This window comes from Aquitalea palustris (assembly GCF_003693445.1).
GTDB lineage: Bacteria > Pseudomonadota > Gammaproteobacteria > Burkholderiales > Chromobacteriaceae > Aquitalea > Aquitalea palustris.
This window is the reverse complement of record NZ_RFAR01000074.1, coordinates 18,846-31,499: the sequence shown is the minus strand read 5'-3', so window position 1 is coordinate 31,499 and position 12,654 is coordinate 18,846. Positions and strand designations below refer to the sequence as shown.

The 12,654-nt window shown below is 63.0% G+C and carries 14 protein-coding genes; 6 read left to right on the top strand and 8 right to left on the bottom strand.

The genetic code is table 11. The features are described from left to right. Window position 1: 1 nt before the first annotated feature. The gene (locus EAY64_RS16580; protein ID WP_226034306.1) at window positions 2-571 is read left to right on the top strand and encodes a YqiA/YcfP family alpha/beta fold hydrolase; all 570 of its coding nucleotides are present in this window, start codon (window positions 2-4) and stop codon (window positions 569-571) included. On the opposite strand, the gene EAY64_RS16575 is transcribed toward EAY64_RS16580, so the two are convergent. Together EAY64_RS16575 and EAY64_RS16570 are read right to left on the bottom strand one after the other, a co-directional pair. Next, window positions 513-1,931 carry an ATP-binding protein gene (locus tag EAY64_RS16575; protein WP_103525846.1) on the bottom strand — a complete coding sequence of 473 codons (1,419 nt, stop codon included), beginning with the start codon at window positions 1,929-1,931 and terminating at the stop codon, window positions 513-515. The genes EAY64_RS16580 and EAY64_RS16575 overlap by 59 nt on opposite strands. Next, a complete protein-coding gene (locus tag EAY64_RS16570) occupies window positions 1,928-2,467 on the bottom strand; it encodes a heme NO-binding domain-containing protein (protein WP_103525845.1) in 540 nt (179 codons plus the stop codon). Before EAY64_RS16570 ends, EAY64_RS16575 begins: the two co-directional genes overlap by 4 nt. A 215-nt stretch (window positions 2,468-2,682) precedes the next feature. Here EAY64_RS16570 and EAY64_RS16565 point away from each other — a divergent pair, with 215 nt between their 5' ends. Further along, entirely contained in the window at window positions 2,683-3,657 is a 975-nt protein-coding gene (locus tag EAY64_RS16565) for a quinone oxidoreductase family protein (RefSeq protein WP_103525844.1), read from the top strand. 75 nt (window positions 3,658-3,732) lie between these two features. Here EAY64_RS16565 and EAY64_RS16560 read toward each other — a convergent pair whose 3' ends face one another. The 3 genes from EAY64_RS16560 to EAY64_RS16550 form a co-directional block, all read right to left on the bottom strand. After that, window positions 3,733-4,200 (bottom strand): hypothetical protein, encoded by a 468-nt coding sequence (locus EAY64_RS16560; protein ID WP_103525843.1) that lies wholly within the window; start codon window positions 4,198-4,200, stop codon window positions 3,733-3,735. Window positions 4,201-4,249: 49 nt separating this feature from the next. Next, entirely contained in the window at window positions 4,250-4,621 is a 372-nt protein-coding gene (locus tag EAY64_RS16555; RefSeq protein WP_103525842.1) for a hypothetical protein, read from the bottom strand. A 90-nt stretch (window positions 4,622-4,711) separates the two neighbouring features. Beyond that, window positions 4,712-4,924, bottom strand: coding sequence for a hypothetical protein (locus EAY64_RS16550; RefSeq protein WP_147456241.1), 213 nt, complete (start codon window positions 4,922-4,924; stop codon window positions 4,712-4,714). Window positions 4,925-5,139: 215 nt separating this feature from the next. Between EAY64_RS16550 and ompR the strand changes: the two genes are divergently transcribed. After that, window positions 5,140-5,865 carry an osmolarity response regulator transcription factor OmpR gene (gene ompR / locus EAY64_RS16545; RefSeq protein WP_103525874.1) on the top strand — a complete coding sequence of 242 codons (726 nt, stop codon included), beginning with the start codon at window positions 5,140-5,142 and terminating at the stop codon, window positions 5,863-5,865. 3 nt (window positions 5,866-5,868) lie between these two features. After that, complete coding sequence (locus EAY64_RS16540) at window positions 5,869-7,194, top strand: ATP-binding protein (protein WP_226034305.1); 1,326 nt, start codon at window positions 5,869-5,871, stop codon at window positions 7,192-7,194. Window positions 7,195-7,217: 23 nt separating this feature from the next. Here the strand turns inward: EAY64_RS16540 and EAY64_RS16535 are convergent, their stop codons facing one another. Beyond that, window positions 7,218-8,078, bottom strand: a complete 861-nt coding sequence (locus EAY64_RS16535; RefSeq protein ID WP_226034304.1) for a DMT family transporter — start codon at window positions 8,076-8,078, stop codon at window positions 7,218-7,220. A 180-nt stretch (window positions 8,079-8,258) separates the two neighbouring features. Here EAY64_RS16535 and EAY64_RS16530 point away from each other — a divergent pair, with 180 nt between their 5' ends. Continuing rightward, window positions 8,259-8,666, top strand: a complete 408-nt coding sequence (locus tag EAY64_RS16530; protein ID WP_103525840.1) for a ribonucleotide reductase subunit alpha — start codon at window positions 8,259-8,261, stop codon at window positions 8,664-8,666. Window positions 8,667-8,780: 114 nt separating this feature from the next. Further along, complete coding sequence (locus EAY64_RS16525; RefSeq protein WP_103525839.1) at window positions 8,781-10,397, top strand: FMN-binding glutamate synthase family protein; 1,617 nt, start codon at window positions 8,781-8,783, stop codon at window positions 10,395-10,397. Window positions 10,398-10,436: 39 nt separating this feature from the next. On the opposite strand, the gene EAY64_RS16520 is transcribed toward EAY64_RS16525, so the two are convergent. Then, window positions 10,437-11,474, bottom strand: coding sequence for a histone deacetylase family protein (locus EAY64_RS16520; protein ID WP_103525838.1), 1,038 nt, complete (start codon window positions 11,472-11,474; stop codon window positions 10,437-10,439). Window positions 11,475-11,554: 80 nt separating this feature from the next. Continuing rightward, window positions 11,555-12,598, bottom strand: a complete 1,044-nt coding sequence (locus EAY64_RS16515) for an extracellular solute-binding protein (protein ID WP_103525837.1) — start codon at window positions 12,596-12,598, stop codon at window positions 11,555-11,557. Window positions 12,599-12,654 lie beyond the last annotated feature (56 nt).

Below are 12,654 nucleotides of genomic sequence, written 5' to 3'. Positions count from 1 at the left end.
CATGCACATCATTTATCTGCACGGCTTCAACTCCAGTCCGCAATCGCTCAAAGCACAGGAAACAGCAGCCTGGCTGGCACGGCATGTCCCCAGCGCCACCTTGCACAGCCCACGGCTGTCGCCACACCCGGCTACCGCCATTGCCCAGGCAGAAGAATTATTGCTGTCCCTGCCCGCCGACAGCTGGCTGATCGGCAGTTCGCTGGGCGGCTACTACGCCGGTTGGCTGGCAGAACAACATGGCCGCAAGGCCGCACTGATCAATCCGGCCATCACACCGTATATCGATCTGCAGCGCTATCTGGGCGCACAGCGCAATCCCTACACCGGGGAAGAATACCTGCTGGACGAATCCGATATGCAGGCTTTGCTGGACATGCGTATTGAAGCGCCAGCCGCCGGTGCATACTGGCTATGGCTGGGCAGTGCGGACGAGGTACTGGACTGGCAGGCTGCGGCGCGCTATTACCGGGGTCACCGGCAAACCATTTTCAATGGCGACGACCACCGCCTCAAGCGCTGGCCTGAGTGTCTGCCGCCCCTGCTGCGCTGGGCAGCTGCTGATTGCTAAGCAGGCTGCTGCCACGCTGCATGGCCACTGACAGGCGCTCCAGGCTCACCGGCTTGGACAGAAAATCATTCATGCCGGCCTGCTGGCAGCGCTCGCGGTCTTCGTCGAAGGCATTGGCGGTCAGCGCAATGATGTGGGGCTGGCAGCCCAGCTCCAGCTGCCGGATGGCGCGGGTGGCGTCCAGCCCGTCCATTTCCGGCATCTGCATGTCCATCAGGATCAGCTCCACCCCGCCCTGGCTGACCCGTTCCAGCGCCTGGCGCCCATTGCCGGCCAGCAGCACATCGCGGTAGCCCAGCTTGTCCAGCAGCTTGATGATCAACTTCTGGTTCACCGTATTGTCCTCGGCCACCATGACCGATAACGGAGCTACCCCCGGCCGCGGCGGCTCGACCGCCAGCACGGGGACGGGGACTTCGGCCACCGGGGCGCTGGTCTCGGTAGCCACCCAGTGCACACTGAAACTGCTGCCCACACCGTGCTCGCTGCTGACATCGATGCGCCCGCCCATGGCCTCGGCCAGCCGGCGGCAGATGGCCAGCCCCAGCCCGGTCCCGCCATAGCGCCGGGTGGTGGTGGAGTCGGCCTGTTCAAACGCGGTAAACACCTTGCCCAGCTGCTCCTGCGTCATGCCGATGCCGGTATCGCGGATCACCAGCACCAGACGCTTCATGTCAAAGGTATCTTCCAGCGGCTCAATGCCCACTGTCACGGTAATCCCGCCCTGGTGGGTAAACTTGATGGCATTGCTCAAGAGATTGCTGGTGATCTGGCGCAGCCGGGTGGCATCGCCCAGCAGCCAGGCGTTGCCCAGCGGCCGTTGCCATTCGATGTGCAAACCAGCCTCCATCGCCTTGGGCACAAACAGATTCACCACGCTATCCAGCAAGGCATACAAATTGTAAGGCCGCTGTTCCAGCGTCAGCTTGCCGGCATCGATCTTGGACAGGTCGAGAATGTCGTTGATCAGCGCCAGCAGCGAAGTGCCGCACTCCTGCAAGGTGGCAACCTGTTCGCCCTGCTCGGCGGTCAGCGTGGAATGCGACAGCAGCTCGGCCATGCCGAGCACCCCGTTGAGCGGGGTACGGATTTCGTGGCTCATCACCGCCAGGAATTCCGACTTGGCCTTGGCCGCCATTTCCGCCTTGAGCAGGGCCTCGGACAGCTGTGCCATGCGCCATTCAACGATCTTCTCCAGCTGGGCTGCCACGGTGGACAGTTCGAAGTTGGCGTCGTACAAGGCGCGGCTACGCTGTTCCAGCAGCACCTCGGCCTCTTTGCGCGCGGTTTTCTCGCGCTGGTAGCGCTTCTGGTAGCGCAGCAGCTGATCTTGCAGCTGGGCCTGTTCTTCTTCGGTCATACCAGTTCCACCACAAAGCGTACCTTGCTGCCATCATCGTTCAATGGCTCGGCCACGATCCGCCCTTGCTCACCAAAATGATCGAGCGCCCCCTGGATCAGGCCGGAAGCCAGCGGGGCCAGGCAGCGTGGCGAACTGTACAGCAAGCTCAGGCAGCGCTCATCGCTGCTGAGCACCTCGATATGTGGCAGCTGTGCATCCGGATAGAGCTTTTGTACTTCCTGGTGAATGTGTTTTTCGATATTGCTGAGCACCATGAAGGCGCAGCTACAGCCCTGGATACTGTATGGATAAAGCAGGGCAAAGCGCCCGAACAGATAATGGCCGAAGGCGTAGATCAGCGCCTGCGGCTCCAGTCCGCTACGCTGTGACAAGGCCGTCACCAGCGCCACCATCTCGGCGAAGGGATAACTGCCCACCGCAGTGTAGGCCCCTCCCGACTTGATGCCGGCATCCTCGATGATGTCATCCACCATGTCGGCAGAAAAACGGCTCTCCACCATTTCCAGAAACTCGGTAAACACCACGCCTTTCATGCTTGTTCCCTTCGTGTGGCTTGCATGCGCTGCTCTGCCCGCTACGATTAACCCTGCACGCAGCAAGGCACCATGGATTCAATGTAGGAAGAAAACCGGCCAACACCAAGTCAGCGCCCACGGCAAACAGGCTGTTCTCCAGACACGGCTTGCATGGCGGTGGCCTGCGGTGCAGACTCGGCACCATGTCATCATGCTGGAAAAAGGACCGTACCATGAGCCAGGCCATCCGTTTTCATGTCAGCGGGTCACCCGATGTGCTGCAGCTGGAAAACATCAGCGTCGGCGAACCCGGACCGGGCGAGGTGCGTCTGCGCCATCGTGCCATCGGCGTTAATTTCATCGATACCTACCAGCGCAGCGGGCTCTATCCGATTGCCCTGCCCAGCGGCCTGGGCAGCGAAGCGGCCGGAGTGGTGGAGGCCGTGGGCGAAGGCGTGACGCAGCTGCAAGTGGGAGACCGCGTGGCCTATGCCGGCGGGCCGCTGGGAGCTTACAGCACCGTGCGGCTGATTCCCGCCGCCGTACTGGTCAGGCTGCCGGACAGCATCAGCGATGAAGTGGCTGCCTGCATCATGCTGCAGGGCATGACGGTGGAGTACCTGATCCGCCGTACCTTTGCCGTACAGCCCGGCATGACCGTGCTGTGGCATGCCGCAGCCGGCGGCGTCGGCCAGATCGCCGTGCAGTGGCTCAGTTCACTGGGGGTACAGGTGATCGGCACGGTCGGCTCGGCGGCCAAGGGCGAGCTGGCCCGCCAGCTGGGCTGCGCCCATGTCATCAACTACAGCGAGGAAGATGTGGTGGCGCGGGTGCGCGAGATCACCGGCGGCAAGGGCGTGCCGGTGGTATACGACTCGGTGGGCAAAAGCACCTTCGACATGTCGCTGAACAGCCTGGCTCCGCGTGGCACCTTCGTCAGCTTTGGCAATGCCTCGGGAGCGGTGCCGGCATTCGAACCGCTGCTGCTATCGCAAAAAGGCTCGCTGTTTTTCACCCGGCCCAAGCTGGCAGACTACATTGCCCAGCGCGAGGAACTGGAAGCTTCGGCGGCGGCCTTGTTCGAACGCATTGCCGCCGGCGCGGTGCAGGTCAAGCCATCCGCCAGTTACCCGCTGGCTGCAGCAGCGACTGCACACCGTGATCTGGAAGGCCGCCGCACCACCGGCTCCATCATTCTGCAGCCCTGAATAGCGGCTACCCATGAAAAACCCCGCTGTCGCGACAGCGGGGTTTTGTTTTATCCCGATTTGAATTGTCTGGTTTCAGTTGCCTGAGGGAGCCAGTGCCTTGCGCACACATTCGCGGCCTTGCTGGGCCGCAGTTTCGGCACAGCTTTGCTCCGCCGCTGCCCGCTGTTCACAGCGGGCCTTGTTGGCAGCGTGGCTGCAATCCGCCGCCGGCAGGCGCTCACGCACACACAGCCGTCGTGCCAGCCCCTCGCTGCCCTCGCAAGCAGCCTGTGCCGCCAGCAAGGCCTCGCAGCGGCGGGCATCACGGCTGCGCTGGCAACTGAGCGCCGGGGTAAACTGTTCGATACAGGCGCGACGCGATCCAGCGGTCAGATCCGAACAACTGAGCCAGCCCTGGCGGTAACTGGCGCAGCGTTGCGGCGCCATCGCCTTGTCACACTCCGGGGCCGCCTGCACCTGCGCCGACCATGCCAACCCCAGCAGCATGGCCAAACCCGCCAGCCAGTTGCCACTACTCCACTTACCCCAAGCTTTGTTCAAGGCCGTGATCCTTGCCACTGGCAATGTCCGGCTACTAAAGATAGCCGGATCAATCGTTCTGGAATTGCTCCTGAGCCTTTTGTCGCTTGTCGCGCCAGAAATTGCGTTGCCCCGGCGGCGGATGCGAAAAACCATCCGGTGCAAAACGGTCAGGTTCACCCATGCCGCCCGCAGGCGGCCCCCCCGGAGGATGGCGGCGCTGCAGGCGCCGTGCGTCTTCCGGCGACAAGTCACCGGCCTGCACTGCCTCCTTCAGACGCAGATTACGCAAGCGGCGTTCCTCTCCGGCAGACTGCCGGGGCGGGAAACGCTGGAACTCCGCCGCGCCTTCCTCCGCGCCATTCGGGCCTTGTGCCAGCGCTGGCAAGGCGAACGCCGTCACCGTGGCAAACAGCAAGACATAAATGGCATGGTACTTCATGGCTTCATTTTAACCTGACATTACGCCTCCTGCCATGATGACTCAGCGGCATCGCAGCAGAAGGCTGATGGAACATGAATGACTTGGCGCTTATTTTTCGCCGCCAGGACGTCGCATCGAGGTCGATGTGCCATCCGGCGCGGTATGGCCAGCGGCAGGCATCGCCTGCTGCGTGCTCTGTGCGGCCATCTGTCGTGCCTCGCGCACATCGGCACCGTTACCGCCGCGCTCGGCGGCCTGCACTGCCGTAGCCAGGCCCAGCGAACACATGGCAAACAGCATTAAAATCAAGGACTTTTTCATGATCATGATCTCCGACATGCAGCACACGGTCCCAGTGTAGAAGGCGGCCTTTGCGTATCCGTGTGTCGCATGTTACCAAATGTTAACTTTTGTGAATGGCTGATGGCGTTTAACAGAAATTCATGATCCACCATCGCCTAGCCGGCTGGGCCGGGTTAAGCTTTGCCATCAGCATGCCAGCCGCTTTGTCGCGCCGGGCGATCAAGGAAAACACCATGGAACACAACAAGATTCTCATCGTCGACGACGACGCCAAGCTGCGCGAGCTGCTCACCCGCTACCTGGGACAGCAGGGTTATGTGGTCGACACCCTGCCGGATGCCCGCGAGCTGGACCGCAAACTGGCGCGCAACCGGCCGGACCTGATGGTACTGGACGTGATGATGCCCGGCGATGACGGCCTGGCCGTGGTGCGCCGCCTGCGCGCCCAGGGCGAGACGGTGCCCGTCATCATGCTGACCGCGCGCGGCGAGGATGTAGACCGCATTCTCGGCCTGGAAATGGGTGCAGACGACTATCTGCCCAAGCCCTTCAATCCGCGTGAACTGACCGCCCGCATCCAGTCGGTACTGCGCCGCCACCATGCCACCCCGGCGCTGGCCGCCCGCCACGAATCCGACGAAGTGATCGAGTTTGGCGAGTTCCAGCTCAATCTGGGACGGCGCGAACTGCTGAAAAACCAGCAAGCCCTGTCGCTGACCACCGCCGAATTTGCCGTGCTCACCGTACTGGCCACCCATCCGCGCCGCCCGCTCACCCGTGAACAGTTGATGGAAATGGCGCTGGGCAAGGGCAATGGCGAATCGCTGGATCGCAGCATCGACGTGCACATTTCCCGTCTGCGCAAGACGCTGGAAGGCGGCGACAGCCCCTTGCGCTTCATCCAGACCGTATGGGGCTACGGCTATGTCTTCGTGCCCGACGGCAGCGAGCGGGAGTAAGCGGTGCTGCGACGCCTTGCCGGTTCCCTGCTGTTTCGCCTGATCGTGCTGGTGGTGGTGGTGGTGGTCACCACCCAGATCGTCACGGTCTACATCGCGGCAGGTGAGCGCCACAAGCTGATGGACAAGCAGCTGTATGCCCAGGTGGTGGATACGCTGGCCTTCCTCGAAGGCTCGATGGACAATATGAACCCCGTCCAGCGCAGCGCTTTTCTGGCCAGCTACAACCGCCCCGGCCTGCCGCGCTTGCTGCCGCAACAAGCTGCAGACCAGCAACAGTTCGACACCGAACTGCCAAGGGTGGCCAACAGCCTGGTCAGCCGGCTGAGCAAGGGGCTGGACGACACCGTGCACGGCTATATGGTGCACCGCGAAGACCGCAACGAGCTGTGGGTCAACGTGCATGTACTGGACACGCCCTACTGGCTGGTGATTCCCTTTGGCCGTTACAGTGACCGCCCCATCTACTCGCTGATGCAGGCCGCCTTGCTGGCCACCCTGCTGGCCACCTTGCTGGCCTCGCTGGTCGCCTGGCGCATCACCCGCCCCATCGGCAAGGTAGTCGAGGCCTCGCGTGAGCTGGCACGCGGCAATATGCCGCCGCCATTGTGCGAAGACGGCCCGCGCGAGCTGGCGGCCCTGGCTCGCGGCTTCAACCACATGGCCAGCGCACTGGATAGCGCGGCCCGCGAACGCCGGCTGATGCTGGCCGGTCTGTCGCACGACCTGCGCACCCCGCTGACCCGGCTGAAGCTGATGCTGGAGTTGCAGGACAGCAGCCCGGACACACCGGACATGCTGGCAGACATCGACGAGCTGTCACGTATTGTGCGCCAGTTCATCGACTTTGCCCGTGCCGAGGAATCAGCGCGGCTGGAACCGGTGGCACTGGCCGAACTGGCCGACAGCGTGGTGGCCCGTCTGGCCCGCAGTGGACTGGATGTCAGCCTGGTCCGTCATGCCGAACCGGAACTGCAGGCCGATGCGCTGGCGCTGGAGCGGCTGCTGTCCAATCTGCTGGAAAATGCCCGCCGCTATGGCAATCCGCCGGTACGGGTGGAAATCGACCAGCGCAACGGCATGGCCGAGCTGAGCGTGATCGACCACGGTGCTGGCATTCCCGCTGCGCTGCGCGAATCGGCACTGGCCCCGTTCGAGCGGCTGGCCGAACACCGCGGTACCGATGGCGGCAGCGGCCTGGGGCTGGCCATCGTGTCGCGCGTGGTCAAGCAGCACCACGGCCAGCTGCAGTTTGCCGACGAGGCCGATGGCGGCTTTCGCATCCGCATCCTGCTGCCACTCGGCCAGAGCGTACCAATCAGCGCCTGACCCGAAGGCTGGTGCCGCTTCGCTCAGCCAGCACGGCGCCAGCCCAACAGCAAAACCCCGCACAGAATCAGCACCCCGCCCAGCAGCATCAGCACGCCCACCGGCTCCGCCAGCAACAGGCTTCCCCACAGCACGCCGAATACCGGCACCAGATAGGTCACACTGCTGGCGCGGGTGGCGCCCAGTTTGTCGATCAGCCAGTAGAAAATCAGATAGGCCAGGGCGGTGCTGCCCAGCGCCAGCAGCACCACCGCGCCCCACACCGTGGCCGTTGGCGCCTGGGCCGGCAGGGTCAGCAAAGCCAGTGGCGTCACCAGCACAGCCCCGCTGAACAGGCTGCCGCTGGCAGTCACCAGCGAAGGCAGGCCGGGCAGCCAGCGCTTGGCCATGTGACCGGACCAGCCATAACAGGCGGTGGCGCCGAGCATGGCCAGTACCGGCAGCAGCGTCTGTACGTCGAAAGCTGCACCGCGCCCCAGCATCAACACCAGCACACCAGCCAGCCCCAGCAACAAGCCGGCCGCCCGTGGCAGGCTCATGCGCTCACCCGCCAGAGGCATGGCCCACAGCGCGGTCATTAGCGGCGTGGTGGCATTCAGTACCGACGCCACGCCGGCCGGCAGGCTGAGGCTGGCCCAGGCAATCAGGCAGAACGGCAGCGCCGACAGAAACACCCCCACCACCGCAATGCGCTGCCAATGTTGCCGCCACAGCGGCAGGCCGCCGCGCAGCAGCAAGATGGGCAGCAAGACCAGTGAGGCCAGCCCCAGCCGCAAGGCAATCAGCACAAATGGCCCCAGCGCGGGCACGGCCACCCGCATGAACAGAAACGAAGCCCCCCACAAGGCGGCCAGCACCACCAGTCCTGCCATTTCCCGTTGCATTGCCACTCTCCCCTTTGTCATGCCTGCCAGCATAAGCGCGACCCGATGCCACCGCCTCCTGTTTCTTGCCATCAAATGACTCATTCCAATGCCGCTGCCAACTAGTTCCAGCGGCGGATGGCAAACAGGGTAGCCACACCACACACTGCAAGCTGCCACTTTCTCCCAGTACTGATCACCATGGACATCCCTGACTTCAACGCACTGCTGGTTGCCGCCCGCCAGCAAGCTGAGCCGCAGCATCTGCTGCTGGTATTTACCAAGGCCGTGCTGCATGACGACCACCAGCCGCAGGAGGCCGAGCGCTTTGCCCGAGGCGAAGGCGGCATCCTGCTGCCCATCATGTGCCTGGACCGCGCCGCCAGTGAGCTGGTGGATTTTGCCAGCCTGCAGGCCGAATCAGCGCGCATGGGCGAGCCGTGGCAAATCGTGTTCGTGGCCTGTCTGGACGGCAAAGCCGGTGGCCCGCCTGCGGCAGCCGACATCGAAGCCGCGCTCAAGCGCATGATCCAGACCATCCAGACCGGTGGTGATGTGTCGCGCTATCTGGCTTTTGACACCGGGGGCGAACCGGTCCGTTTTCATTGAAAACCGCCGGGCATGGCATTAGGCCAGGGCAGCCGCTAAGCTGAAGCACCGCGCAGCGGCAGACAACGGGTTTGCCGTGCGCAAGCTGTTTCAGCCCAGCCTGCCGGAGCCCGCATGAATCTGTCCCTGCTCAGCCGTTATGCCTTTTTTGTCGCCTGCATCCTGTTCAGCCTGATCGGCCTGGCCCTGCACCAGATCGAAGGGCTGTGGCCCTTCACCCTGGCGGCCCTTGCTCTCAGCCTGGTCGGCGTACTCGACCTCACGCAAACCCGCCATGCGGTGCGGCGCAACTATCCGGTGCTGGGCAATATCCGCTATCTGGTGGAAACCATCCGCCCGGAAATCCGCCAATACCTGCTGGAAGCCGATGGCGAACAGCTGCCCTTCTCCCGCGACCAGCGCTCGCTGGTTTATACCCGTGCCAAGAATGTCGCCTCGGACAAGCCCTTCGGCACCATGCTGAATGTCTATGGCAGCGGCTTCGAATTCATCAGCCACTCCATCCGCCCGGCACCACGCAGCGATCCGGCCGGCTTTCGGATCACCATTGGCGGCCCGCAATGCCGCCAGCCCTACTCGGCATCGGTATTCAATATCTCGGCCATGAGTTTTGGCGCGCTTAGCGCCAATGCCATCCGCGCGCTCAATCAGGGGGCCAAGCAAGGCGGCTTCTACCACGACACCGGCGAGGGCAGCATCAGTCCCTATCATCTGGAACACGGCGGCGACCTGGTATGGGAGCTGGGCAGCGGTTATTTTGGCTGTCGCGATGCCGAGGGCCATTTCGATGCGGAACGCTTTGCCGCCCAGGCGCAAAACCCGCAGGTGAAGATGATTGAAATCAAGCTCAGCCAGGGTGCCAAGCCAGGCCACGGGGGCATTTTGCCCAAGCACAAGGTGACGCCGGAAATCGCTGCCACCCGTGGCGTGCCGCTGGGGCAGGACTGCGTCTCGCCCTCCGGCCACAGCGCGTTTTCCACTCCGCTGGAGATGATGGCCTTCATTGCCCGGCTGCGTGAGCTGTCCGGCGGCAAGCCGGTGGGTTTCAAATTCTGCCTGGGCCATCCGTGGGAATTCATGGCCATTGCCAAGGCCATGCTGGAAACCGGCATCCTGCCGGACTTTATCGTGGTGGACGGCAAGGAAGGCGGCACCGGCGCGGCGCCACTGGAATTTACCGACCATATCGGCGTACCGCTGCGCGAGGGCCTGCTGTTTGTGCACAACACCCTGGTGGGACTGAAGCTGCGCGACCAGATCAAGCTGGGGGCCAGCGGCAAGATCGTCAGCGCCTTTGATATTGCCAGCGTGCTGGCCATCGGGGCCGACTGGGCCAACTCGGCCCGCGGCTTCATGTTTGCCGTGGGCTGCATCCAGAGCCAGAGCTGCCATACCAACCGCTGCCCCACTGGCGTGGCCACGCAAGACCCGCTACGCCAGCGCGCACTGGTGGTGCCGGACAAGGCCGAGCGGGTGTTTCACTTCCACCGCAACACCCTGCATGCGCTGGCCGAGATGCTGGCTGCCGCCGGCCTTACCCACCCGGAGCAACTGGCCGCCCATCATCTGGTACGGCGGGTGAGCGATACCGAAATCCGCCTGTACTCGCAGCTGCATGTGTTTTTGCAGCCTGGCGAACTGCTGGGCAGCGACATCAAGGCCGAGTTTTATGGCCGCATGTGGCGCATGGCGCAGGCGGGCAGTTTTGCCCCAGCCCCGGCTCATGCCTGAGGCTAGCAATGGGGAGGCCGCCCGGCCTCCCCGCCGCACTCAGCCCGCCACGCTTTCAAAGCCGGACAGCACATTCACCGCATTCACCCCGATGTCCTCCACCGCATAGCCGCCTTCCATCACGAACAGCGTGGGCAAGCCCAGCGCGCCGATGGCCTCGCCCATGCGCAGATAGTCGGCGTTCTTTAATTTGAAGCGCGAAATCGGGTCCTGCTCGAAGGTATCCACCCCCAGCGATACCACCAGCGCATCCGGGGCATAGGCGGCGATCTTGCCGCAGGCATCGGCCAGTGCCGGGCCGTAGTGCGACCAGTCCGTACCATGGGCCAGCGGATAGTTGTGGTTAAAGCCCAGCCCCGCGCCGGTGCCAGCCTCGTCGGCATAGCCGAGGAAATATGGATACTCCACCAGCGGATCGCCGTGCAGCGACAGGAATTGCACATCGCCACGGCCATAGAAAATGCTCTGTGTGCCATTGCCATGGTGGTAGTCCACATCCAGAATCGCCACCCGCTTGGCACCCTTGTCCAGCATGGCCTGGGCGGCGATGGCGGCGTTGTTCAGATAGCAATAGCCGCCCATGTAATCCGCTGCGGCATGATGGCCGGGCGGGCGACACAGGGCAAAGGTGCTGCGGCCGCTGGCCAGCATGGCATCCAGCCCGGAAAGCGCCACATTGGCCGAGGAGCGGATGGCCTGCCAGGTGCCGGCGGTGATGGGCACCCCGGCATCGAAGGAGTAATAGCCCATCAGGCCGTCGATGTCCTGCGGAATGCGGTCGGTACGCAGGCCGCGCACCGGCCATACCAGCGGCAGCGCGTCATGGTTGCGCCCTTCGGCTTGCCACAGGCTCCAGGCTTGCTCCAGAAAACGCACATAGCCGGCGTCATGCACGCGCAGCAGTGGCTCCAGCCCGTGCTCGCTGGGGGCGATGATGTCCCCCAGGCCGGTTTGCCGTACCCGTTGCAATACCATGTCGGCGCGGCTGGGCATTTCGAAGCAGGGCTTGAGGGTGCCATCGATCAGCTCGGCATTGCCGTGGTGCAGATGGTGGTCGTCACTGTAAATCGTCAGCATGCAGGTCTCCTTGCCGCTGGCATCACGCCGGCGGCATTGTGTCTTGGTGGTAAGGGGATGCCAGCGTTCGCTGGCCGGGATTATTTCTTCAGCTTGGTCCACACCCGGTCGCGCAGCGCATTGGCCTTGGCCGAGCAGGTTTTGCTGGGGACAAATAGCGCACGCATGGCGGCGGTGGGATTGATGGCCGGGTCGGCCTTGAGATCGGCTTTGAAGAAAGCGGTCGAGCCCTTGATGGCATTGTTGTAGCCGGTGAAGTTGGATGCCTCGGCGATATTCTTCGGCTCCATCATCCAGTTGATGAACTTGAGCGCGTTATCGCGGTTCTTGGCACCTTTGGGGATGACCAGATTGTCGTTCCAGAAGGGGATGCCTTCTTTCGGATAAACAAACACGGCGGACTTCAGCTTCTGGCGGGTGCGATAGGCCGCACCGTTCCATTGCTGGTGCATGATCACTTCCTGCGCCTGCATGCGTTCGATGGTGCCATCGGAGTTATACATGGCCAGCATGGGCTTTTGCGCTTCCAGCAGGTCCTGGATGCGCTTGGCCTGCTTGGGGTCTTCGGTGCACTGATCCACTTTCAGGTAGATGGCGGCGGCCTTGTACAGCTCGGCCACGTCGTTGAGCGCCACCACCTTGCCCTTGAGCGCGGCCGGCGGAGTGAAGAAGCTCTTCCAGCTATTATCCAGCTTGCCGCCCGGCACGCGGCTGGCGTCATAGGTAAAGCCGGTTACCCCCCACATATACGGTGCGGAATATTCGCGTTTCGGGTCGAAATCCGGCTTGTTGAGCGGGGCTTCCACCAGCTTGAAATTGGCCATTTTGCTGGCGTCGATTTTTTCCAGCAGACCCTCTTCTATCATGATTTTCACCATGTAGTCGGACGGCACCACCACGTCGTAGCCCTTGGCCCCGGCCTTGAGCTTGGCCAGCAGGGATTCGTTGGAATCGAATACATCCAGGTTGACCTTGATGCCGCTTTCCTTTTCAAAGCGCTTGAGCAGGTCTTGCGGAATGTAGTCGGACCAGTTGTACAGGTTCAATTCGCCAGCGGCCATGGCCGATGCCGATACCAGCAGGCCCGCAGCCAGGGCCAGCGAATGCAGTTTGCAGACTTTCATGGCATTTCTCCTTCGTATGTTGTGCAACAAGCGAAACATGAGGGGCGGATCAGCCG

Bases quoted from the DNA above. Each gene is read 5' to 3' on its own strand.
- EAY64_RS16580 (WP_226034306.1), top strand. From the start codon at position 2: ATGCACATCATTTATCTGCACGGCTTCAACTCCAGTCCGCAATCGCTC.
- EAY64_RS16575 (WP_103525846.1), bottom strand. From the start codon at position 1,931: ATGACCGAAGAAGAACAGGCCCAGCTGCAAGATCAGCTGCTGCGCTAC.
- EAY64_RS16570 (WP_103525845.1), bottom strand. From the start codon at position 2,467: ATGAAAGGCGTGGTGTTTACCGAGTTTCTGGAAATGGTGGAGAGCCGT.
- EAY64_RS16565 (WP_103525844.1), top strand. From the start codon at position 2,683: ATGAGCCAGGCCATCCGTTTTCATGTCAGCGGGTCACCCGATGTGCTG.
- EAY64_RS16555 (WP_103525842.1), bottom strand. From the start codon at position 4,621: ATGAAGTACCATGCCATTTATGTCTTGCTGTTTGCCACGGTGACGGCG.
- EAY64_RS16550 (WP_147456241.1), bottom strand. From the start codon at position 4,924: ATGAAAAAGTCCTTGATTTTAATGCTGTTTGCCATGTGTTCGCTGGGC.
- ompR (WP_103525874.1), top strand. From the start codon at position 5,140: ATGGAACACAACAAGATTCTCATCGTCGACGACGACGCCAAGCTGCGC.
- EAY64_RS16535 (WP_226034304.1), bottom strand. From the start codon at position 8,078: ATGCAACGGGAAATGGCAGGACTGGTGGTGCTGGCCGCCTTGTGGGGG.
- EAY64_RS16530 (WP_103525840.1), top strand. From the start codon at position 8,259: ATGGACATCCCTGACTTCAACGCACTGCTGGTTGCCGCCCGCCAGCAA.
- EAY64_RS16525 (WP_103525839.1), top strand. From the start codon at position 8,781: ATGAATCTGTCCCTGCTCAGCCGTTATGCCTTTTTTGTCGCCTGCATC.
- EAY64_RS16520 (WP_103525838.1), bottom strand. From the start codon at position 11,474: ATGCTGACGATTTACAGTGACGACCACCATCTGCACCACGGCAATGCC.
- EAY64_RS16515 (WP_103525837.1), bottom strand. From the start codon at position 12,598: ATGAAAGTCTGCAAACTGCATTCGCTGGCCCTGGCTGCGGGCCTGCTG.